Below are 22,463 nucleotides of genomic sequence, written 5' to 3'. Positions count from 1 at the left end.
CACGCCTCAGCTATCTAAATTGCACAGCCTAGGGATTACACAGGGCGGCCCGCTCGTGGTTCCCCGGGCGCCCCTATCGGCGATGGGGCCTTGCACGACCCCTCGAGCCGCCACAGCAAACAACATTGATCAGGACGCGGGCGCCCGATCACCGGCGCCGGCCGCGCTGGTGACCTTGTGGACGAGCCCTTTGGAGACCTTGAGGTGCCGTGCGATCTGCTGGAGGGACCAGCCCTCGGCCCGAAGCCGGTTGGCCTCTGCCTGCTGATCGGGGTTCAGGGCGGGCTTGCGTCCGAACTTCACGCCCTTCTCCTTGGCCCTGGCGATGCCGTCCATCTGGCGTTCCCGCCGGATGTCGGTCTCGAACTGGGCGAACACCGCGAGCATCCCGAGGAAGGCCCGTCCCGCCGCATTGCTCGTGTCGATGCTCTGGTCGAGCACCTTGAGCGTGACGCCCTTCGCCTCAAGGTCCCCGACGAGGGACAGGAGGTGCTCGGCTGAGCGGGCCAGACGGTCGATCCGGGAGATCACCAACGTGTCTCCCTTGCGGAGATAGCGCAGGCACTCGGCAAGCTTTGGCCGCTCGGCATCGAGGCCGGAGCGCTTCTCCTTGAAGATCTCCTCGCAGCCGGCCGACACGAGCTTGGCCTCCTGCACCTCGAGCGACTGTCCGACCGAGGAGACGCGGGCATATCCGACAAGCGCCATGATCGTTCACCAATAGCTAGATGTTCGTGACCTTTAGTTTGTGAACGGAAAATGACCAGCCTGTCAAGCCGTCCCCGAAGCGGTCACGCATGTATACGATGATGACCGCCTGCCGAACGTTGGAAGCTCGGCGCCGGGCAAGGGCATCGCGAGGACGCCCTTGCCGTATTCTGTGTGGAGGGTGGATCAATGGCGCCGGGTCTGCCGCTCCTCCGTCTGGCGCTTCAGGCCGGCCTTGGCCAGCCGGTCCGCCCGTTCGTTCAGATCGTGCCCGCTGTGGCCGCGCACCCATTGCCATGTGATCTCGTGGCCGACCATCGCGGTCTCGAGGCGTTGCCAGAGGTCGACGTTCTTCACGTTCTTCCAGTTGCGAGCCTTCCAGCCCGGAAGCCACCGCGTTACGCCGCTAACGACATATCTGCTGTCGGACACAAGCCGGACGGAGGTCGGCCTCTTGAGCGCCTCCAGCGCCTTGATCGCGGCCATCAGTTCCATGCGGTTGCTGGTGGTGTCGGGGTGGCCACCCGAGATCTCGAGGGTCTTGGTGGCGTTGGTGAGGATCGCGCCATAGCCGCCGGGGCCGGGATTGCCCGAGCAGGCCCCGTCCGTGTGGATCAGGACGCGACATGGTTCGTTCGTGTTGTCGTGCATCGTCATCGGATGAAAGGCGGGCCGGGATATCCCCGACCCGCTGTAGCCTCACGCGAGGTCGCTCTCGCTTTCCTCGGCTTCGTCGAGAGACTGCTCTAGGTCATAGGCCTTTCTTGCCGCTTCGAACGAGGCCCGCTGTAGCTGGATGAACTGCTCGTCGTCGATGAAGCCGGAGGCACGAAGGCGACCGGCCAGGGTGACGATGTCGCCAACATGGGCCACGGACTCGGGACCGTTCACTGTCGGCATGAGGCGTTCACGGACACCGGTGTAGCGCTCTTGCAGTTTCACCAACTGTGGAACCATCTGCGAGGCTCGCGTGACCGCCTCGCGAAGATCGGTTGTCGAGACCAGCACGTCGCCAACACCGAACTCGGTCATGGTGCTGAAGAAACGGACCATGCGGCCAGCGAGACGGATGGTATGGATCAGGATAAGGGTCATTGGGTGTCTCCTATGTTGTGTGGGAAGCGGAATGAAAACGGCCCGGTCCTGAAGGGAGCCGAGCCGCTGGCAGAGGTGCGAGGTAGGCAAAATGCCTGGCCTAAGGTTTGCCTGCTCAGGCCGCGTCAGGGACGCCTGACCGACGGCGAATGTGGCCTCAGAACTCGTCCTCTTCGTCGTCGTCCAGCACCTCGCCCGTTCGGTCGAGCAGTTCCCTCAGCAGATCCGGGAGCTTGCGCCCGAAGTAGTGCTCAAGCGCCCGTGCGGCGATCTCCGGGTTTCGGGCCAACTTGGTGCTGAATTCCTTGGCCATCCGGTCCGCATAGGCCTGGGCCTGCTCCTCGATCCACATCTCGCGATCCTCCTCGCTCATATCCTCATTGCGCTTGCCATCGGCCGCTCGGCGTGCCTGCCACCATCGGGTGAACTCGTGGGCCTGCTCACCCAGGGTCTGGATCACTTTCCGCATGATCCCGACCTGCCGCTCGGAGACGCCCGAAGCCTCTGCGATCTGACGCTTGGAGTAGAGCCCGCAGAGCGTGAGGCGCCATGCGAGGTCCTGACGCTGCCGGTTGTCCATCGGCAGGACGGCCCGCGTGTTGGCCCGGGCGGCCTCGAGAACGGCCTCCTCGGGCGAGCCCTCGAAGTAGCGCACGGGGATGTCCTGCCGGTCCGGGGAGCGCTGATAGGCCTCGTGCCGGTGATGTCCGTCGATCAGGATGAAGTGGCTACCGACGACCATGAGGGTCACCGGGTCGAGGTCCTCGGTGGACTTCAGCAGCTTCGACAGGGTCGTGAGGTGGTGTTCGGCGAGGCTCTCCTCGCAGCGCACATTGAACGCCACGGGCAGCAGGGTGATCGCGTCGAGCCTCAGCCGCTCCGGCCGGTCCTTGCGTCCGGGTGTCGCGGCAAGCCCGGAGAGCAGGCGAACCGCCTCCGCGAAATCATGGGCATCGTCCAGTGCCTCGGGCGTGGCGGGTGGTGGTGGGCTATCGGTTGGTTCGATCATGTGGTTCCTTCTCGGTTGCCCGCACGACTCCCGAACGCGGCGAAAGAGGCCACGGACGGGATGGACGGGACAGGGGATGTGGTTGGGGATGATGGGCCAGAGCTACGGACTGCAGCCGCTGGCGGACGACACAGGAGCAAGGCCGCTCTTATGTCTTCTTCGCAACCTATCAGGTCTGCGAAGACCGTTCGGGTGTCTATGATGCAACTACGAGATGGAGGGGCAAAGTCGGCGGCGAGCCACAGCATCTTGCGCCCTGCTTGGGCATCCCAGATGCCGACGGCCCCGGTGTCTGACCAGCGGCGACAAGAGGTCTTCTGCCACCGAGGCGATCAGCCAAGGCCGGACGGGCTGCCGAGGGATGATCCGGCGCCCATGAGGCCCGAGGCGGGCCCTTACAGCTGCTCGCTACCCCCACCCGGGGGAAACCGCGCGAGCCGGTGATCAGATCGGCCGCTCGGATTTTTGCGGCAAACATTCCGGGGTCAGTCCTCGGAGAAGAAGTCCTCATCGAGCCGCTGCAGGGCGAGGCTGCGCTGCGTGCGCACGCCGACGCCGTGCTCGATCATCAGCGCCGCGAGCCGGCGTCCGTCGATCAGGATCACGCGTTGGGGCAGGTTGCGAGCATAATCGACCGCCTGAGCGGTGAAGGCCGAGGTCGTCACGAAGACGCCCTTCGTCGCGCCGAAGCCGACGAGGGAGCCGACAAAGCCTTGCACCGCCGGTCGCCCGATGGTGTTGTCGGACGCGTAGCGCTTGGCCTGCACATAGATGCGGTCGAGACCAAGCCGGTCCTCGTCGATCACCCCGTCGATGCCGCCATCGCCGGAGCGGCCGAGCTGCCGGGCGGCGGAGCGATGCGAGCCGCCATAGCCCATGGCCACCAGCAGATCGGCGATCAGCTTCTCGAAGAAGGCCGGGCTGTTCTGGGCGATGCGCTCGAGAAGATCGGCTTCCAGCGCCGCATTGAGCGTGCGAAAGGCCGCCTCGATCTGCTCTTCCGGCGTGGCGCTGGTCTCCCGGGTCGGCACGGCCGCCGCGTCGGTCGTCTCGCCGTCGCCTCGGGGCCGGCTGCTGGAGTTCGTCGCGTAGAACTCGGCGAAGGCGGGAATGGTCTGTAGGAAGCGCGTGTCAAGCGTTGCCGGCGGATTGGCAAGCAGCGCCCGGCCTTCGTCGCTGGCCGTGAAGACGCCGCGTCTCGGGGTGTCGATCAGCCCCGCGCGGGTCATGTAGAACTTCGCCCAGTGGATGCGGTTGTGCAGCACGCGCTGTCGACCGCTCGGCAGCATCTCCTCCCGCTCCGCCTCGTCGAGACCGAATTGGTCGGCGATCCTTTCAGCAGCCTCCGGCACGCGCATATCGCCCTCGGCGGCGAGCCGGAGGATCGGGAGCATCAGCGTCTGATAGTCGGGGATGGTCATCCGGTCACATCCTCACCCTTCCTTGGCAGCGGTCTTGGCGGCAGCCTGGCCGGCCCGCCATGCGGCGAGCAAGGAGGCTTCGCTTGCGAGATAGAACTCTCCGCCCAGCGGCTCCGCCTGCAATTCCTCAAGACGCTGTTTCATCGCCTCTTCGCCGGCCTGGGCGACGCTCCAGTCGGCATGGGGCGGATCTCCGGGCTCTGTCTTCCACACCTCCCAGCGAAAGGCGCAGGCCGGCATTGCGCGGTTGAAGGCGTGGCAGCGCAGGTCTGGCGCCTTCGAGTAGCCCACCTTGGCGACCATGAGACCGGCAAGCTCTGCGTCCGCGCGGCCGAGGAAATGGGGGAGATGTCCGTTGAGCCGCAGGATGTAGAGGTGTTTCGGACTGTCGTCCTCGTCGACCGTGTAGGGACTGGTTGACCGGGCAACCGCCCGGCTGGTCGCGAGCTTGGCGGAAAGCGGCGCCGGCTCGGTGTCCTCCGTGCGCCGGCCACCATAAACGGGAACCTCGACGACGGGCAGGTCGAGCAGCTTGCGGGCTTCGTCGGGTTCCATGCGCCGACCACGCCGGCCAATCGTCTGCCGGTTGTTGCCCTTGCCTGTCGAGGGGCCAAGCGTCAGCGGGGCAAGCTCGGTGATGGGTGGCTCGTGGCCCGGCAGAACCTTCCAGGCCTGCAAGGCTTGTACGGCATGGGTCCACCGGTTTCCCGTGTCCGGGTCCGACGAGACGCGTTGATAGAGATCCTTTGGCATGAAGTCGCCGTTCGTGCCGAGTTGCGACCCAAGGCGCAAAATGCCCGCCAACCTGCCGCGCAGGGGTTCAGGCGCCTTCGCGTTGTCGGATACATAGATCGCAACGAGCGGATTCTCTCCAGCCTCCTTCAGGAACCACGCGCGGTCACTCTCCTTCGTGAAGCCGAGATAGCCCCAATACTGCGGGTCGAAGCCCCAGGCCGATGTCAGCCAGATGACCGGCGGGGCCCCGTCGAACGCGACCCCCGGCAAACGGTTTTCCCCTGCCATTCATGATCCTCTCTGCCTCACCCGGTCTGCGCCGTTGCCCTCCGCCCGCGTTTCGGCTTGGGTGCGGCGGCGCGGGCCGCCTTGATGCGCTCCAGCAGGACGCTTGCCGGTTCGTCGGTCGGGTCCTGCGGGACAAGCTCGCCGCGAAAGGCCCTGGCGAGGATCGCCGCGTCCAGCCTGTCGGTCAGCGCCAGCGCCCGTTTCGCCTCCCCCGCCAACCGGTCGATTTTTTCAAAGGCGCTCTCGATGCGGCGGACGATTTCTTTTTGTTCTTCAAGTCGTGCAGCTGGAATTCGGAACTGGCGAAGTCCCTTGAGTGGAACTGTCTTCTGCGCAGTACCAGTAGCGATTTCGTCCGCACTAACTTTCAACTGAGGAGAAGCGAGCATCGCTGCAAGATAACTTGAACATAGCCGCCCCCCTTTTGGACGTAGAATTGCGATGTGCCTCTGAAAAACAAAAGGTAGATCAAAGTTCACCAACGCGGGTATGCCATAAGACCCAGCCACAGAATACAGCACGTCGCCCGGTCTAGCTCTTCGGTTCTGATGGAGCGCCATATAGTATTCTTTTGGAACGAACCGAGTGGCCTTTGAGAGGTCAACTTCACCTGTATTCATTGCTGAAATTGTGATGAAAGGCACCCCTGCTGTGGCCTTTGGTGGTGCTTGATGATCACCGTCAGCAATTGAATCACACAGCTCAACAAGAGGCGATGAGTCTCCAAATGGCAGTCCACGTGCATGGCGCCAACCCTTCGTCAACTCCCCGGAGAACGCCTTGGCGAGCACCGCCTGCTTGTAGCGGGTGACGAGGGCGTCGATGCGCTCGAGCTCCTTGCGGGCGCGGGCGGAGCGGGCGCTCAAGGCGTCCAGCCTGGCGACAATCCGCTTCTGCTCGGCTAGCGGCGGGAGGGGAAAAGGCGCTTGCTGAAGCTTTGAACCTGAGAGCTCAAGAAAGGTCGTGCCGCTCGCGAGTGTTTCAAGAAATGGTTTCGACCACGTCAGGTAGTGCCTCGTATACTCGGAGGATATCGAATCCCTCAGAACCAAGCTTTTAAAGCCTTGATTTGTTGCGATCGGATTGGCAGCGATTGCGCAGTATCCGATTGGCGCCCTCGAAGTGAACAGCACGGCACCAGTTGGCAGAAGCTTGGCAGAAGACGACAAGTATCCCTTCTCAGTCAGATTTCGCTTCCCTCTGGAAATGTAGGGCTCGTCATAACCTGTCAGATCCGCTGGGGTGATCCACGGGACACCCTCTTCATCTGAGAAGTTCTCTGGATCTTTTGCCGATGGTGTCCCGCCACCTGTCACATCGGCAATCTCGGATATGGCAACCCAAGACCATGTGGCCGGCAGGACCCAGCGAGCGGTTGCGCTCATTCCGCCGCCTCCGGCGCGTCCGTCTCCGCCGTCTCCTCCAGCTCCGCGCTCAAGCCCTCGATCTCGACCATCGCCGCCTGGAGATGCCCCAGGATGGCTGCCGCGATGTCGTCGGGCTCCGTCAGCCCGTCTTCCGCCTCCTCATCCGCCTCGCGCAGCCAGGAGATATCCAGATTGTCGCCGCGTGCCGCGATCTCCTCGCGCGTGAAGCAGCGCCAGCGGCCCTCCTCGCCCTGGTCCGCGCCCCGCTCATGGCCGAGCGGGCTTTCCCCGAAGGCCGCCTCGAAGTCCGCGAAATGGGCTTCCGTCAACTGGTTTGTCTTGCCGAACTTCGGCATCTGGGCGCGCAGGTCGTAGATCCAGACCTCGTCGGTGTTGCCGGTCTCGGTCTTGCCCCGGGTCAGGAAGATGACGTTGGTCTTCACCCCTTGCGCATAGAAGATGCCGGTGGGCAGGCGCAGGATGGTGTGGAGATCGCACCAGTTCATCAGCATCTGGCGGAGCGCCTTGCCGCGCCCGTCCTCGAAGAGCACGTTGTCCGGCACGACGATGGCCGCGCGTCCGCCGGGTTTCAGCGCCCGGATGCAGTGCTCGACGAAGGGCAACTGATAGGAGGAGACGGTTGCCGTCACCGACAGGTCGTCGCGGGTCGGCGCCCCGCCCGCCGGGCCGAAGGGCGGATTGGTCAGGATCAGGTCGGCCTTGCCAAGCCCCTTGCCCTTGTCCGCCAGCGTGTCGCCGAGGTCGACATGCTCGCTGTCGATCCCGTGCAGGTGGAGGTTCATCAGGAGCAGGCGCAGCGTGCCCGGCACGTTTTCCAGCCCGTGAAAGGCGTTGGCCTTTTGCCAAGCGCCGGCGTCGGGAAGCGCGAAATACTCGTCCGTCCGCGCCTTCATGAAGCGGTCGACGGCGATCAGAAATCCGCCCGTGCCGGCGGCGGGGTCCTGGATCACCTCGCCCGGCTCGGGCTTCATCAGCCGCACCAGAAGCTCGATCAGCGGACGCGGCGTGAAGTACTGGCCAGCACCGCGCTTGGTTTCCTCCGCGTTCTTCTGCAGCAGGCCCTCGTAGAGATCGCCGAACTGGTCGCGCTCCTCGGAAAACCAGTCGAGCTCGTCGATGGCGGTCACCAGCGTGGTCAGGTTCTGCGGCTCGCGGATGAAGGTCGCGGCATTGTCGAAGATCGCCTGCACCATGCGCGGCAGGGGGCGGGCATCGGCATAGCGCCGGCGCTCCTCGTCGGGGGCATTGTCCGCCGGCGGCAGGCGCAGGGCGTCGTCCGTGCCGAGCCGCGTGCTCGTCGCGCCCAGCGTCACCAGCATGTGGCGGTAGAGCTCCAGCTTGGCCAGCCCATCGGCCGCCACCAGATCCGCCCAGCGCAGGCCCTTCGGCAGGATGCCGGTCTCGCGCTCGCGCTCGGCCATCATCTTCAGGAACAGCAGATAGGTCAGCTCGGTGACATATTGCTGATAGGTGATGCCGTCCTTGCGCAGGACCGCGCAAAGGCGCCAGAGCTTCTGGACGATGGCGTTGGCATTCATGGGCTGTGCGCTTTTCCTGGTGGGTTATCGAATCGCGACCGGCAGCCTCGCTCAGGCGGCGGGCGTGGTCCAGATGGCTTCGTTGAGATCCTTCAGCACGTCGTCGAGCCTGCCGTCGAACTCCCGGGCGATGCGGCGGAAGCCGCCCTTGTCGGCGAAGGCGCCCTGATCGAGGAGCGAGGGATCGGCCACGGGCTTTTCCTTCAGCGCCCGGCCGATGCGGCGCAGCCAGTCCTTCTGCTTCGCTGTCCAGTCGCGCGTCGCCTCGAGCCGCCGGACGGCCGCCTCCACGCGCTCGGCATAGGGCACGAGCGGATCGCCAAGCGCGGCCTGACGCACGAAGCCGATGATATGGGCGGCGATGTCGGCGTTTCGCGCCCTGCCATAGGCGGCGCGGAGCATGCGCTCGGAGAAATGTTGATCCTCGAGCAGGCCGGCGAGTTCGGCAAGCTCCTTGCGGGTGAGCTCGCGCGGGCGCTGGGTCACCGCGACAAGCGCCGGCAGCGTGTTCATGTTGTCGCGCACGAAGGCCTCGAACTCCTCGATGTAGTCCTCCGGCGTCGTACCCTCGCCGAAGATCTCCTCGATGCGCAGGAGTTCATCCTCATGCGGCGCGATGACGATGCCGGTGGAGCGCGGATCGGCGGGCGGGGCGGCGGAGCGCTCCAGCAGTTCCACGGCGCGGGGGTGCGCGTCGAGCCAGTCCTTCAGCTCGGCGCCCGTCCGGGTGGACAGCGTCTGAATCGCCTGCTCGGGCGGCGATCCCGTGTGGCGCTCGAAGGCGTCGCGGGCCTCCGCCTCCATCCGCCCGGCGAGGCTGCGCATCCGCACGATCACCTGGCCGGCCACCCAGTCGCGGTCCTCGTCGCTGGGCGCGGCCTCCAGATCGGCCACCAGCTGGGCCAGAGAAATGGTCGGTTTCACCACGACCGGGCGCATGTCGGTCATGTCCTGCAGTTCGGCGTAGAGATCGACCGCGTCGAAGATGCGGAAATGCTCCTTGCCGATCTCCGGGCAAAGCCGCGTCGCCCGGCCGATCATCTGTTCATAGAGGATGCGACTCTTCACCCGGCGCAGGAAGACGAGGTTGCAGATCGAGGGGATATCGACGCCAGTCGTCAGCAGGTCGACCGTCACGACGTACTTCGGATGTCCGTCGTTGCGGAACTTGAGGATCAGATCCTGCGCGTTGTCGACCTGGCCGGTGATCTTCCGCACCATGCCGTCGGGGATCGCGTCCGCGCCGTATTCGTCGGCGAGCGCCTCCTTCAGGAGCCGCACCACGTCGTCGGCGTGGCTGTCGCGGGCGGCGAAGATCAGCGTCTTGCCGGGATTGTCCGGCGGGATCTCGGCGGCGATCGCCTGGCAGACCACCCGGTTGAAGGCCTCGGTGTAGACCCGGCGGTTGAAGGTGGCGAGATCGTAATCGAGGTCCACGTCGTCGGGCAGATTGAAGAGATCGATCTGGCCGTTGCGCGGATCGATGATCTCGACCTCCTCGCCGCCCTCGAAGTGGATGCCCGCTTCCGACAGGGCGGTGACGATGCGCTTCGGCGGCAGATGATCGATCAGATAGCCCTCGACCACGGCTTGCCGGTAGCCGTAGCGATAGACCGGATGGCCGAAGATCTCGCGCGTGTGCAGCGCCGGGGTCGCGGTCAGCGCGATCTTCACGGCGTCGAAGTAGTCGAGCACCTGCCGATAGGCGGACTGGTAATCGGCGAGATTGCGGAAGCCGATGTCGCCTTCACGCAGTTCCGCGTCGAGCGTGTAGCCGCGATGGGCCTCGTCGACAATGATGCAATCGTACATGCCGGGCGTCGGGCGCTGGGCCGGATCGGGCTCGTTGAGAATGCGGGCGATCAGCGACTGGACGGTTGCCACCTGCACCTGATCGTCCGGTCCCGGCAGCCGCTGGTCGAGCCCCGCGACCTTGTAGATCTGCGCGAAGTTCAGCATGCCTTCGAGCTCGGTCGTCTCCAGCGCGTCCTGGGTCTGCTTGCCGAGCGCCGTCCGGTCGACGAGAAAGAGGATGCGGCGGAAGCGCTTGTGCTTCAGCAGCCGATACATGAGGGCGATGCTGGTGCGGGTCTTGCCGGTTCCGGTCGCCATCGAGACGAGGATCTCGCGGCTGCCGGCCTCGACCGCCGCTTCGATACTGGTGACGGCCTCCTCCTGATAGGGGCGAAGCCGACCCTTGCCGAAGGCCTCATCGGCCAGACCCTGGGCGGCCGCATCCACGTCCGTCTCGAGCTTTGCCATGAGATCATGCGGCGCGAACCACTGCGGCAGCGCCTGCGCGTGGTTCTGCGGCCGGCGCAGATCGCGGTACCAGATGCCCGAGCGGGTCAGCCATTGCTTCACGAAGGGGCGCCCGTTGGTGGCGAAGGCGAAGGGCACGCGGAAGGGGTCTTCCAGCCCATCCGCCCAGGGAGCACCCTCGGGCTGGCTCTTGGACTCGAGCCGGATCGATTGTGCATAGCGTTCGGCCTGCTTCAACACGCCGGGCACATCGACGGATTCGCGCTTCGCCTCGACGACGCCGACGCAGGTCAGGCCGACGAACAACGCATAGTCGACATGGCCGGTTTCCGTCGGCCACTCGGCAATCGCGAGGTTGCGCCCCTGTTCCGGCCGCGTGCCCTTCGCGTGGCGCAGCGTTTCGGTGTCCGCTTCCCAGCCCATGTCGGTCAGCTGGACGTCGATCAGGAGGCGGGTGTCGGCCTCGTCGAGGTCCATCCGGCCGGCCGCCTGACGAGCGGCTTGCTTGCGCTCGAGCCTGGACTGCTCCGGCTCCGCTTCCGCCCGCGCCTGCAGGTCGCGGAGTTGCTCCTCCAGCGCGGCCCGTGTCGCCTCGTTTTCGAGCGCGGCCTCTTCCCAGATCGCGCTCTCCGCCCGGGCCTGTTCGGCCAATTCCTCGGCCGCCTGCCTGGCCTTCGCAAGGTCTTCAGCCGAGGCGTGCGCGGCGGCAAGCCGGCCTTCCGCATCCACGACGCGCTGGCGCAACTGCTCCAGTTCGTCGCGAAGCGCCTGATCGGCCTGATCGGGACTCGCCGGCGGCACGAAGGGGCCAGCCTTGAAATCCGGATCGCGCCCGTAGGTTCGCCGGTACCAGACGCCGAGCGTGCGACAGAACTTCAGCGCCGAGAGCGCGTCCGACGCAGAGCCGACAAACTCGTGGGCCGCCTCGTTGCCGCGCCGGCGGAGCGCATGAAAGACATCGGCGACCTCGCGCGGGATGACCTGTTGCGTGACCAGTCGACGAAGGAGGTCGTTCGTGGTTTCGCGAGCGTCCGGGTCATAGGCACCCGACAGCGCGGCGATCTCCTTGACCATGAACTCAGAGAACTGCCGGCTCTTGAGAAGCGACGTGTTGGCGTCCTCGACAAAGAAGCGCTCAGCGAGAACACCCAGGCGGTGCAGCTCGACGCTGAGATCCTTCAAATGGTCGAAGTTCGTCGAAGCCATGCGAGAAACCGGAAAATCAAAACGACCAGAAGTCGTAAGGGCTTTCCAGCGTAATGGCAATCATACTCGATGCCAGGCGCGTGCCGCGCAGGCTTCGCTCCCGCGATCTGGGTACGCAGACCGGGTACGATCCTGGGTACGCAGAGAACGATCCGTCAAGGCTAACTTACTGAAAATATTCTAGTATTCGCATCTTGGAGGAAACTGGTGGAGCCAAGGGGAGTCGAACCCCTGACCTCTTGAATGCCATTCAAGCGCTCTCCCAACTGAGCTATGGCCCCGTTTCCAGTCTTCGCCGCTTGTCCGATCCTGGCCCCTTGAGAGCAGCGTGATCGTCGTCTGCGGCGGCCGGCCCGTTTGGCGTTTGGGAGCGCCTTGGCCGGTGCGGGCGGAAATTACGCGTTCCGCCCTTCAAGTCAAGCCAAAACGTGACCGACGCGCGTCGCCGTCACTTTCCCCCACCCGGCTGTGGACAACCGTGCGGGCTCCGGCTTTCAGCGGTCGGTGTCCTCGTCGTCGCGCTCGACCACGATGCCGGGCACGTCGCTGTCCTCGTCGTCTTCGTCGTCGATGAACACGTCGTCATCGCCGTCGTCGCTGGAGATGTCGCTGTCCAGATCGTCGTCGTCGATCGACGCGTCCTGGTCGCCCTGGGTCTCCGCGTCCGCTTCCTCGAGGCTGACGATCTCGGCCCCCTCCTCGGCGGTTTCGACGTCATCGTCTTCCGCCTCGGGGACGGGTGCAGCCTTCGCGGCCTTTTGCGGACGCGCGGACTGCGCCACGACGAAGACCGTTCCGCATTTCGGACAGGTGATCGGATCGCGGTTCAGGTCATAGAATTTGGAGCCGCATCCACCGCACAGCCGCTTCGTGCCAAGTTCGGGTTTTGCCACGGTTCGAACCCTTGTTTCTTGCAGATCGGGCGTTCGCATAAAGACTGCCCGCGCGTCTGTCAAAGCCTAATCCCGCCTGCGTCGTCAAACGCTTTCTGGCGCTCCGACGGGCCCGGTGACGGATCGTTTGCAGCATGATAGGACAGTCGATGCAACACCCGCCGTCGAAGGGTCCAATCCAAACATGTCTCACCCCGCCTCTGCCACCCCCTACACAGCCCGCGCCTCGGGCGCGCTGAGCGGGCGCATCCGCGTGCCCGGCGACAAGTCGATCTCCCATCGCGCGCTGATGCTCGGCGCGCTCGCCGTGGGAACGAGCCGCGTCTCCGGCCTGCTGGAATCGGAGGATGTGCTCAACACCGCCGCCGCCATGCGGGCCTTCGGTGCAAGCCTGGACCGGCACGACGACGGCACCTGGGTCATCGACGGGGTCGGCGTCGGCTCGCTTCTGGAGCCGGAGGGCGTGATCGACTACGGCAATGCCGGAACCGGCGTGCGGCTGGCGCTCGGGCTCGCCGGCAGCCACCCGATCACGGCAACCTTCGTGGGCGACGCCTCGCTCTCCGGCCGGCCGATGGGGCGCGTGCTGGCACCGCTGAGGGACATGGGCGCCCAGGTGGTGGCGCGCAGCGGCGACCGCCTGCCGCTGTCCATTCGCGGCGCGGACACGCCCGCCCCGATCACCTATCGCGTGCCCGTCCCTTCCGCGCAGGTGAAGTCGGCGGTGCTGCTCGCGGGGCTCAACGCGCCGGGACAGACGACGGTGATCGAACCGGTCCCCACGCGCGACCACACCGAGCGGATGCTGGCCGGCTTCGGCGCCGACATCACGGTCGAGACCGACGCGGACGGGGTCCGGCGCATCACGCTCACCGGACCGGCGGAGCTGACGCCGCAGGAGGTGACCGTGCCCGGCGACCCCTCGTCGGCCGCCTTTCCAATCGTCGCCGGCCTGATCACGCCGGGCTCCGACATCACGGTCTCCAACGTGCTGCTCAACCCGCACCGCACGGGTCTTCTGACGACGCTTGAGGAAATGGGCGCCGATCTGACCATCGAGAACATCCGCGAGACCGGCGGCGAGCGCATCGGCGACGTGCGCGTGCGCCACTCGCGCCTGACCGGCGTCACGGTCCCGGCGGATCGCGCGCCCTCGATGATCGACGAATATCCCGTCCTGGCCATGGCCGCCGCCTTCGCCGAAGGCACGACGGTGATGGAGGGGCTGGAGGAGCTGCGGGTCAAGGAATCCGACCGCCTGGCGGCGGTCGCGGCCGGGCTTGCCGCCAACGGCGTCGCCTGCGAGGAGGGGCCGAGCACGCTCGCGGTCACGGGCCGAAACGGGCGGATCGGCGGCGGCACGGTCGCCACACACCTCGATCATCGCATCGCCATGAGTTTCCTCGTGCTGGGCCTGGCGGCCGATGCGCCGGTCACCGTCGACGACGCCGGCGTCATCGCCACGAGTTTCCCCGGATTTCTGGAGATGTTCGCCGACCTGGGCGGCGACCTGCGTGCCTGCGAGGAGACGGCGGCATGATCATCGCAATCGACGGCCCGGCCGCCTCGGGCAAGGGCACGCTCGCCCGCCGGCTCGCCGCCCATTTCGGGCTGCGGCATCTGGACACCGGCCTGACCTATCGCGCCGTCGCCGCGGCGCTTCTTGCGCGCGGCCTGCCGCTCGGCGACGAGGCGGTCGCCATCGCCACCGCCCGCAATCTCGACCTCACGCGCCTCGATCGCGACGTGCTCTCGGCGCATGAAATCGGCGAGGCGGCCTCGCGCATCGCGGTGCTGCCGGGGCTGCGCCGCGAGCTCGTCGCCCTGCAGAAACGCTTCGCGGAGCAACCGCCGGGCGCCGTGCTCGACGGGCGCGACATCGGCACGGTGGTCTGTCCGGATGCGACCGTGAAACTCTTCTGCACGGCGAGCCCGGAAGTGCGGGCGCGCCGGCGCACGGCGGAATTGCAGTCGAAGGGCGGTGAGGCCGCCTACGACAAGGTGCTCGACGACCTCAGGCGGCGCGACGCGCGCGACGCGGGACGCGACGTCGCCCCGCTCAAGCCCGCCGACGATGCACACTTGCTCGATACGTCGGAAATGGATATAGAAACGGCGTTCAAGGCGGCTGTGGATATCGTCGACGGCGTGCGCGCAGACTGACGCGGGCATGCGGCCGGCGGTTTTTCCGTTTCGAGCCGAACCGCGCCCGTGACGTGACCGCACCTGCGAGGGGCGGTCGTGGATTGGCGCCCGACGGTGCCGTCTGAACGCGAACCGCACGCGTTTCGATCCCAATCGCAAACGCGGACGTTTCAAATCCAGGTTCTGCGATGTCCGCTTCGCCGGCTCGCAGGGGGCCGGCGACCAGCCGCTCCCCGCGATCGCATCCCCGCTCTAGCAGCCGGATGCCGGATCGCCGCAGTGACCGATCGACAACACGAACCCGCCGGCGACGAGCCAGATTTGGCTGCCAGGAGCTTTCATGAACAGTTTGAACCCTACGCGCGATGAATTTGCCGCTCTTCTGGAGCAGAGCTTCGAGGAGCACGAGCTTCAGGAAGGCTCCGTGGTCACCGGCAAGGTCATTGCGATCGAAAAGGATCTCGCGGTCATCGACGTCGGCCTGAAGGTCGAAGGTCGCGTTCCGCTCAAGGAATTCGGCGCCAAGGGCGGCGACGGCGAAGACGCCAGCATCGGTGTCGGCGACGACGTCGAGGTCTACCTTGAGCGCGTGGAGAACGCGCTCGGCGAGGCCGTGCTGTCGCGCGACAAGGCGCGTCGCGAAGAGAGCTGGATCCGGCTGGAAGTCGCCTTCGAGGCGAACGAGAAGGTCACCGGCCACATCTTCAACCAGGTCAAGGGCGGCTTCACCGTCGATCTCGACGGCGCCGTGGCCTTCCTGCCGCGCAGCCAGGTCGACATCCGCCCGGTGCGCGACGTGCAGCCGCTGATGCACACGCCGCAGCCGTTCCAGATCCTGAAGATGGACAAGCGCCGCGGCAACATCGTCGTGTCGCGCCGTGTCGTCCTCGAGGAAACCCGCGCCGAACAGCGTTCGGAGCTGGTCCAGAGCCTCGAGGAAGGCCAGGTCATGGAAGGCGTGGTCAAGAACATCACCGACTACGGTGCGTTCGTCGACCTCGGCGGCATCGACGGTCTGCTGCACGTCACCGACATCGCGTGGCGTCGCATCAACCATCCCAGCGAGGTTCTCGCCATCGGTCAGACCGTCAAGGTCCAGATCATCCGCGTGAACCAGGAAACGCACCGGATCTCGCTCGGCATGAAGCAGCTCGAGGCCGATCCGTGGGACGGCATCGAGGCCAAGTATCCGGTCGACGCCAAGTTCACCGGCCGCGTGACCAACATCACCGACTACGGCGCCTTCGTGGAGCTGGAGCCGGGCATCGAGGGTCTGATCCACGTCTCCGAGATGTCCTGGACCAAGAAGAACGTGCATCCGGGCAAGATCGTCTCCACCTCGCAGGAAGTGGAAGTGATGATCCTCGAGGTGGATCCGGTCAAGCGCCGCATCTCGCTCGGCCTGAAGCAGACGCTTCAGAACCCGTGGGAGGCCTTCGCCGAGAAGTACCCGTCCGGGACCGAGGTCGAGGGCGAGGTCAAGAACAAGACCGAGTTCGGTCTGTTCATCGGTCTCGACGGCGATGTCGACGGCATGGTGCACCTGTCGGATCTGGACTGGAACCGTCCGGGCGAGCAGGTCATCGAGGAGTACAAGAAGGGCGACATGGTTCGCGCCGTCGTGCTCGACGTCGACATGGACAAGGAGCGCATCTCGCTCGGCATCAAGCAGCTGGGCGGCGATCCGTTCGACACGGCGGCCGCCGGCGAGCTGCGCAAGGGCGCGGTCGTGACCTGCGAAGTGACGGAAGTGAAGGACGGCGGTCTGGAAGCCAAGATCTCCGATTCCGACATCACCACCTTCGTGCGTCGTGCCGATCTGGCCCGTGACCGCGGCGAGCAGCGCCCCGAGCGGTTCTCGGTCGGCGACAAGTTCGACGCCCGCGTCACCCAGTTCGACAAGAAGACCCGCCGCGTGTCGGTCTCCATCAAGGCGCTGGAAATCGCCGAGGAGAAGGAAGCCGTGGCGCAGTACGGATCGTCGGACTCCGGCGCCTCGCTCGGCGACATTCTCGGTGCCGCGCTCAAGGCCCGCGAAGGCGACGAGACCGACAGCTAAGCCGCACAGCACGGGCCGGCACCCGCCGGCCCGCGCCTGGCGTCTCTGCTCGGATTGCCAAACGAAAAAGCCCCGGTCGCGCGACCGGGGCTTTTTTTGTTGGTGTCACGCTTCGGCGGATCCTGTCCGGGTGTCGCGCGCGCCGTCAGCCGTAGCAGTGTTCGGCGGCCGGATAGGCGCCGGATTCGACCTCCTCCGCGAAGGCGCGGAAGGCGTCCTCGACCGAACCGGCGCCGGCCATGTAGTCCTTGACGAAGCGGGCGGTCCGCCCCCGGCTCACGCCCAGCATGTCGTGCAGCACGAGCACCTGCCCGTCCGTCGCGGGTCCCGCGCCGATGCCGATCACCGGCACCTTCGCGGCCTGCGTCACCGCCTGGCCGACGGCGTTCGGCACGCACTCCAGAAGCAGCAGCCGCGCGCCGGCCTGTTCCAGCAGGGTGGCCTCCTCGCGCAGCCGGCGCGCACCCTCTTCCGACTTGCCCTGCACCTTGTAGCCGCCGAGCATGTCGACGGTCTGCGGGGTCAGGCCGAGATGGGCGCAGACGGGCAGCCCGCGCGCGCTCAGAAAGGCCACCGTGTCGGCAAGCCACGCGCCGCCTTCCAGCTTGACCACATTGGCCCCGGCGGCAACCAGACGCGCCGCGCTGCGCGCCGCCTCGTCGGACGAGAAATACGTCCCGAGCGGAAGATCGGCGACGATCAGCGGCGCCGGCCCCTCGCCGGCGGCGATCCCCCGCGCCACGCACTCCGTGTGATAGGCCATGTCGTCGAGGGTGACGGCCACCGTTGCCGTGCGCCCCTGCACAACCATGCCGAGACTGTCGCCGACGAGAACGGTGGCGACCCCGGCCGGGCCCATCAGCGCGGCGAAGCCCGCGTCATAGGCGGTGATCATTGCGAAGCGGCGGCCCTTGGCCTTGCGTGCATCGAGCGTGGCCAGCGTGATCGGCGGCATGTCGGTGTGTCCTCCCCTGTTTCGCGCCCAGCGCGTGCTGCAGCGCAACGTGACCGTTCAGTGGCAGAGAATTCCCGGATAATCAACGACCGGGACGCGCGGCCGCACCCGCACGCGACCCCGATACGGTGGATCGGGGCTTTTCAACGCCGCCGCGTGCATGTAGCGATAGGCCCGGTGCCACCAGCAAAAGGCAGAGCGTTCATGTCCCTAGATGCCGACGCCATCGTCGACCGCCGTCGTCTGCGCCGCAAGGTGACCTTCTGGCGGGTCGCCGCCTTCGTCGTCGCAATCGCCGCGGTGATCGGCGCTCTGGCATGGAGCGGCGGGTTCGGCTCCTTCTCCAAGCGCGCCGCCCATGTCGCGCGGGTGGATATCAGCGGCGTCATCGTCGACGACCGCGACCGTCTGGCGCTGCTGAAGTCGCTGACCGAGAACCGCAACGTGCGCGCCGTCCTGCTCGACATCGACTCGCCCGGCGGATCGACCGTCGGCGGCGAGGCGCTCTATCAGGCGCTGCGCGATCTGGCCGACGAAAAGCCGGTGGTGGCCACAATCGGCACGCTCGGCGCCTCGGCGGGCTACATGACCGCCATCGCCGCCGATCACATCGTCGCCCGGCGGACCTCGCTCACCGGCGCCATCGGCGTCTACATCCAGTACGGCAACATCAAGGGCCTGCTCGACACGCTCGGCGTCGAGGTCGACGTGGTGCGCTCCGGGCCGCTGAAGGCGGAGCCGAACTTCTTTTCGCAAACCCCGGACGCCGCCCGCGACAATCTTCAGGCGGTGATCGACGACAGCTACGACTGGTTCGTGGAGCTGGTCGGCACGCGGCGCGGGATCGACCCCGAGACCCTGCGCACGGTCACGCAGGGCGGGATCTACTCCGGCGAACGGGCCCAGGCCCTCGGTCTCGTCGATGCGATCGGCGGGCAGGCGGAGGCCCGCGCCTGGCTTGCCGAGACGCATCAGATCTCCGCCGACCTGCCGCTGGTCACCTGGGCGCCGAGCCGGGATCTGGACGAGCTGCCCTTCGGCGCGCGGCTGGCCCGGGCGGCGGGTGCCGGCTTCGCCGACGCCCTTGCCGCCGGCCTCGGCGGCGCGAAGGCACTTGTGCCGGAAGGGGTTACGCTTGACGGTCTCGTATCCGTTTGGCACGCTCAGACAGCGGCGGACGGGAGCAACGGCTCTGGGGGGCAGGAATGATCAAGTCGGAACTGGTGCAGCGGATTGCCGAGCAAAATCCGCATCTCTACCAGCGGGACGTCGAAAATATCGTCAATGCCATTCTCGACGAGATCACCAACGCCCTTTGCGAGGGAAACCGTGTCGAGCTGCGCGGCTTCGGTGCCTTCTCGGTGAAGAACCGCCCGGCGCGGACCGGACGCAATCCGCGCACGGGCCAGAAGGTCGAGGTGGAGGAAAAATACGTTCCCTTCTTCAAGACCGGCAAGGAAATGCGCGAGCGGCTGAACGACGGCGACGACGTCGGCGAGTGACCGCCCGGGACGCCCTCAGGACACACCGCCGCCTCTAGAGAGAGGCTGCTGGAGAAGAGGTGTCCCGAGCTGGGACGTGCCATGCCGCAGATGCCGCAGTGCCCGACGGGCGCCAGCCCCGGCCCGGATCCCGCATTCCCGGCACCGGACCCGAAACGACGCACACCGTGGAGACAGTCGCGTGACCCGCTTCCTGAAAAACCTTGTGCTGATCCCGATCGCCATCGTGCTGATCGCGCTGGCGGTGGCGAACCGTCACACGGTGACCTTGTCGCTGGACCCTTTCTCGCGCGTCGATCCGGCGGTTTCGGTCGAGGCGCCGCTGTTCTGGTTCCTCTTCGCCGCCGTCGCCTTCGGCGTCTTCATCGGCGGCGTCGCCTCCTGGGCGGGACAGGGCAAATGGCGCAAGGAAGCCCGCGTGAAGCGGCGCGAGGCCGACCAGTGGCACAGGGAGGCCGACCGGCTCAAGGCCGTTCAGGAACCGGCGCCCAAGGGCCCGCAGCTTCCCGCCCCGTCCGACAAGTCCCGCTCGGCGGCCTGATACCGCGCACCCTGACGCCGCGCACCCTGGCGCCGCGCACCCCTGAGATCCCGCCGGGGTATCCGGTCACATCTCCTGGTCGACCGGCGTCATCCAGCCGACCACGGCCCCGCCGGGCTCCTTCAGCACGGCGATCCGCCCGATCCCCGGCACATCGAAGGGCGGCTGCAGCAGCGTCGCGCCGTGTTCCACCGCGGCCTGAGAGCGCGCATCGACGTCGTCGACGGCGATATAGGGCATCCAGTGATCCGTCACGCCGTCGAACTTCGGCCCGGACATCGTGAAGATGCCGCACACGGGCCGGTCGACGCCGGCGCACATCGCGAGCCAGTAGGTTCCGCCCTCGGGATCCGGCATCCCTTCGAAGGTCCAGCCGAGCGCACCCTCGTAGAAGGCCTTGGCCCCGTCCGGATCGCGGGTCATCAACTCGTTCCAGTAAAAGACACCGTGCGGCACCGGCATGTGCATCTCCTCCCGGGATGGTGGCTGCAGGGGCATCAAGCCTACACCCTGCCGGCCCCCGCCCCCATCCGGACCATGCCGGACGCGCGGCCCGCTTGGGCGGGCTCACGCGGGATCGTCGGGCCGCGTCTCGTCCGGCGGCCGATAGGGCGGCAGGCACCAGCCCTTCACGATGGCCCCGCCGCGCAGGACAAGCGCGAGCGCCACGCCGGCGGCCGCCGCCGGCCAGTCGGGCACGCCGGCCACGGACAGGGCGACATAGCCGCCTGCCCCGGCAAAGGCGGCAGTCAGATAGATTTCCGGCTTGAGCAGCGCGGAGGGCTGGCCGGCGATGGTGTCGCGGATGATGCCGCCGAAGGTCGCGGTCGCGACCCCCATCAGCACCGCGACCAGCGGCGGATGGGCCAGCGACAGGGTCTTGGCCGCCCCCATCACCGAATAGGCGGCAACCCCCATGGCATCCGCCCAGCGCACCGGCTTGTCGATGCGCTCCACAAGCCCGGCGCCGAGCCAGAGCGCGGCGCCGATGGCCAGGCACACGAGCAGATAGGTCTGGTCCTCCACCCAGAAGACCGGCGCGCCGAGGACCAGGTCGCGCAGGGTGCCCCCGCCCACGCCGGTGAAGACCGCGAAGAACACGAAGGCCAGGAAGTCGAGCCGCAGGCGCGAGGCGACCAGCGCCCCGGTCACGGCGAAGACGGCGACGCCCAGAAAGTCGAGGATCTGAAGAATGTCCCCCATGGGGCCCTCACCTGTCGCCCTCAGCCCGTCAGCTCCGAGCGTGGCCGAAACGCAAAACGCGGCGCCCGAACCCGGCGCCGCGCCTGTCCTGTCGCTGCGAGGCTGGGGCTCGCGCCGCCGCCTCAGGCGGTCTTGTCGACCGTCGCGCCCGGTGTCGCGCCGGCCTCGCCGCCGTCATCGGGCTTGCGCTCCTTCGGCCCGCCCTTGGCCACGCCGACCATGGCCGGGCGCAGCACGCGATCGCCGATCACATAGCCGGCCTGCACGACCTGCACCACCGTGTTGCTCGGCACGTCGGGATTGGGGACCTCGAACATCGCCTGATGGTAGTTCGGGTCGAAGCGCTCGCCGGCCGGGTCGAGCCGGGTGACGCCGTGCTTCTCGAGCTGCTTGAGCATCTCGCGCTCGGTCATCTCCACGCCTTCGATCAGGGCGCGCATCGTCTCGTCGGCGGCGGCGCGGGCGTCGTCGGAAATCGCGTCCAGCGCCCGGCGCAGATTGTCGCCGACGTTCAGCATGTCGCGCGCGAAATTTGCGACCGAATACTGCCGGCTGTCCTTGATTTCCTTCTCGGTGCGGCGGCGGAGGTTTTCCATCTCCGCCATGGTGCGCAGCACGCGATCCTTCATTTCCTGGTTTTCGGCGCGCAGCGCCTCGACCGGATCGAGCTCGGCATCGGCCTCCGCCGGCTGTTCCGCGGCCGCGTCGTCGGCGCGGGCGTCCGCGGCCTCGGCGGCGGCGTCCTCGGGCTTCGGGGTGGATGTCTCGTTGCTGTCGTTCATCTTGGTTCCGAAATTAGGTCCGAAGGCTGTTGTGCAGGCATCGCTGCGCCGTTTCCACGGTGCGACCGGCATGACCCGCGCCCACCGCGGAACGCCGGCCCCGAAGACCACGGCCCGGAAGTCGACACCCGAGCGCGGGCCCAGTAATCGGATCGGGACCGCGCCCGGGCGGGCCGCCCGGCACGTCGGGCTTGTCCATGCAGGCGGCCCCGCGCCCGATGCGAAGCGCGAGGCGTCGGTCACGTGGCGGCTCCGTCGCCCGCGCGGGGCGGGCGACGGGAAGGCGTCAGGACGCCGTCTTGATCCAGTCGGCGAGCTTGTTCTTCGGCGCGGCGCCGATCTGCGTGGAGACGGGCTCGCCGTCCTTGAACATGATCAGCGTCGGGATCGACCGCACGCCGTATTTCATGGCGATGTTCTGGTTCTCGTCGATGTTGAGCTTGGCGATCGTGACCTCGCCGTCCATCTCGTTCGACAGTTCCTCGAGCGCCGGCGCGATCATCTTGCACGGGCCGCACCATTCCGCCCAGAAGTCGACGACGACCGGGCCGGCGGCCTTCAGGACGTCGTTTTCGAAGGATTCATCAGTTACGACTGCGGTGGCCATGTTCTACCCTTTCCAAGGTCAAGCCGGATTCCAAGGTCAAGCCGGACCACGACGGCCGAGGCGGCCTGCGACACCGCAGGCGGGCACGTCGTTTCGTTGCGCCGAAGGTAAGAAGCCGCCCCGCTT

General features: G+C 66.8%; 21 protein-coding genes and 1 tRNA gene. 6 read left to right on the top strand and 16 right to left on the bottom strand.

What is annotated here, in order from left to right:
• Positions 1-129: 129 nt before the first annotated feature.
• From ABL312_RS19665 to ABL312_RS19615, 11 genes are all read right to left on the bottom strand, one after another.
• On the bottom strand, positions 130-708 hold the full coding sequence (locus ABL312_RS19665) for a recombinase family protein (RefSeq protein WP_349359089.1): 579 nt from the start codon (positions 706-708) through the stop codon (positions 130-132).
• Positions 709-894: 186 nt separating this feature from the next.
• Positions 895-1,359, bottom strand: coding sequence for a ribonuclease HI (gene rnhA, locus ABL312_RS19660; RefSeq protein ID WP_349359088.1), 465 nt, complete (start codon positions 1,357-1,359; stop codon positions 895-897).
• Positions 1,360-1,407: 48 nt separating this feature from the next.
• Positions 1,408-1,803, bottom strand: coding sequence for a hypothetical protein (locus tag ABL312_RS19655; protein ID WP_349359087.1), 396 nt, complete (start codon positions 1,801-1,803; stop codon positions 1,408-1,410).
• A gap of 157 nt (positions 1,804-1,960) precedes the next feature.
• Positions 1,961-2,812 carry a nuclease gene (locus tag ABL312_RS19650; RefSeq protein WP_349359086.1) on the bottom strand — a complete coding sequence of 284 codons (852 nt, stop codon included), beginning with the start codon at positions 2,810-2,812 and terminating at the stop codon, positions 1,961-1,963.
• A 485-nt stretch (positions 2,813-3,297) separates the two neighbouring features.
• Positions 3,298-4,233: a restriction endonuclease gene (locus ABL312_RS19645; RefSeq protein ID WP_349359085.1), complete on the bottom strand. Its 936-nt coding sequence runs from the start codon at positions 4,231-4,233 to the stop codon at positions 3,298-3,300.
• A 12-nt stretch (positions 4,234-4,245) separates the two neighbouring features.
• A complete protein-coding gene (locus tag ABL312_RS19640; protein ID WP_349359084.1) occupies positions 4,246-5,256 on the bottom strand; it encodes a hypothetical protein in 1,011 nt (336 codons plus the stop codon).
• Between the two features lie 17 nt (positions 5,257-5,273).
• Entirely contained in the window at positions 5,274-6,641 is a 1,368-nt protein-coding gene (locus ABL312_RS19635) for a restriction endonuclease subunit S (protein ID WP_349359083.1), read from the bottom strand.
• Positions 6,638-8,182, bottom strand: a complete 1,545-nt coding sequence (locus tag ABL312_RS19630) for an N-6 DNA methylase (RefSeq protein ID WP_349359082.1) — start codon at positions 8,180-8,182, stop codon at positions 6,638-6,640. Before ABL312_RS19630 ends, ABL312_RS19635 begins: the two co-directional genes overlap by 4 nt.
• Positions 8,183-8,233: 51 nt before the next feature.
• Positions 8,234-11,650 (bottom strand): type I restriction-modification system endonuclease, encoded by a 3,417-nt coding sequence (gene hsdR / locus ABL312_RS19625; RefSeq protein WP_349359081.1) that lies wholly within the window; start codon positions 11,648-11,650, stop codon positions 8,234-8,236.
• Between the two features lie 205 nt (positions 11,651-11,855).
• A tRNA-Ala gene (locus ABL312_RS19620) sits at positions 11,856-11,931 on the bottom strand.
• A gap of 213 nt (positions 11,932-12,144) precedes the next feature.
• Positions 12,145-12,606 carry a TIGR02300 family protein gene (locus tag ABL312_RS19615; RefSeq protein ID WP_349359080.1) on the bottom strand — a complete coding sequence of 154 codons (462 nt, stop codon included), beginning with the start codon at positions 12,604-12,606 and terminating at the stop codon, positions 12,145-12,147.
• 121 nt (positions 12,607-12,727) lie between these two features.
• Here ABL312_RS19615 and aroA point away from each other — a divergent pair, with 121 nt between their 5' ends.
• The 3 genes from aroA (at position 12,728) to rpsA (ending at position 16,747) form a co-directional block, all read left to right on the top strand.
• Positions 12,728-14,083: a 3-phosphoshikimate 1-carboxyvinyltransferase gene (gene aroA / locus ABL312_RS19610; RefSeq protein WP_349359079.1), complete on the top strand. Its 1,356-nt coding sequence runs from the start codon at positions 12,728-12,730 to the stop codon at positions 14,081-14,083.
• On the top strand, positions 14,080-14,706 hold the full coding sequence (gene cmk, locus ABL312_RS19605; RefSeq protein ID WP_349359078.1) for a (d)CMP kinase: 627 nt from the start codon (positions 14,080-14,082) through the stop codon (positions 14,704-14,706). Before aroA ends, cmk begins: the two co-directional genes overlap by 4 nt.
• A gap of 322 nt (positions 14,707-15,028) precedes the next feature.
• On the top strand, positions 15,029-16,747 hold the full coding sequence (rpsA, locus tag ABL312_RS19600; RefSeq protein WP_349359077.1) for a 30S ribosomal protein S1: 1,719 nt from the start codon (positions 15,029-15,031) through the stop codon (positions 16,745-16,747).
• 145 nt (positions 16,748-16,892) lie between these two features.
• On the opposite strand, the gene panB is transcribed toward rpsA, so the two are convergent.
• Positions 16,893-17,702 carry a 3-methyl-2-oxobutanoate hydroxymethyltransferase gene (gene panB / locus ABL312_RS19595; RefSeq protein ID WP_349359076.1) on the bottom strand — a complete coding sequence of 270 codons (810 nt, stop codon included), beginning with the start codon at positions 17,700-17,702 and terminating at the stop codon, positions 16,893-16,895.
• A gap of 204 nt (positions 17,703-17,906) precedes the next feature.
• Between panB and sppA the strand changes: the two genes are divergently transcribed.
• The 3 genes from sppA (at position 17,907) to ABL312_RS19580 (ending at position 19,745) form a co-directional block, all read left to right on the top strand.
• Positions 17,907-18,911: a signal peptide peptidase SppA gene (sppA, locus tag ABL312_RS19590; RefSeq protein WP_349359075.1), complete on the top strand. Its 1,005-nt coding sequence runs from the start codon at positions 17,907-17,909 to the stop codon at positions 18,909-18,911.
• A complete protein-coding gene (locus tag ABL312_RS19585; protein WP_349359074.1) occupies positions 18,908-19,204 on the top strand; it encodes an integration host factor subunit beta in 297 nt (98 codons plus the stop codon). The genes sppA and ABL312_RS19585 overlap by 4 nt, the downstream gene beginning before the upstream one ends.
• Positions 19,205-19,385: 181 nt before the next feature.
• Positions 19,386-19,745 carry a LapA family protein gene (locus ABL312_RS19580; protein ID WP_349359073.1) on the top strand — a complete coding sequence of 120 codons (360 nt, stop codon included), beginning with the start codon at positions 19,386-19,388 and terminating at the stop codon, positions 19,743-19,745.
• A 66-nt stretch (positions 19,746-19,811) separates the two neighbouring features.
• On the opposite strand, the gene ABL312_RS19575 is transcribed toward ABL312_RS19580, so the two are convergent.
• The 4 genes from ABL312_RS19575 to trxA all read right to left on the bottom strand — a co-directional run bounded on the left by ABL312_RS19575 (position 19,812) and on the right by trxA (position 22,337).
• Entirely contained in the window at positions 19,812-20,207 is a 396-nt protein-coding gene (locus ABL312_RS19575) for a VOC family protein (protein WP_349359072.1), read from the bottom strand.
• A 105-nt stretch (positions 20,208-20,312) separates the two neighbouring features.
• Entirely contained in the window at positions 20,313-20,948 is a 636-nt protein-coding gene (locus ABL312_RS19570; protein ID WP_349359071.1) for a trimeric intracellular cation channel family protein, read from the bottom strand.
• 122 nt (positions 20,949-21,070) lie between these two features.
• Positions 21,071-21,730: a nucleotide exchange factor GrpE gene (gene grpE / locus ABL312_RS19565; protein ID WP_349361472.1), complete on the bottom strand. Its 660-nt coding sequence runs from the start codon at positions 21,728-21,730 to the stop codon at positions 21,071-21,073.
• Positions 21,731-22,016: 286 nt separating this feature from the next.
• Positions 22,017-22,337 (bottom strand): thioredoxin, encoded by a 321-nt coding sequence (trxA, locus tag ABL312_RS19560; RefSeq protein WP_349359070.1) that lies wholly within the window; start codon positions 22,335-22,337, stop codon positions 22,017-22,019.
• Positions 22,338-22,463 lie beyond the last annotated feature (126 nt).

Origin of the sequence: Stappia sp. (assembly GCF_040110915.1) — a bacterium.
Lineage (GTDB): Bacteria > Pseudomonadota > Alphaproteobacteria > Rhizobiales > Stappiaceae > Stappia.
The sequence above is the reverse complement of the archived record's forward strand: the minus strand, read 5'-3'. Positions and strand labels throughout refer to the sequence as shown.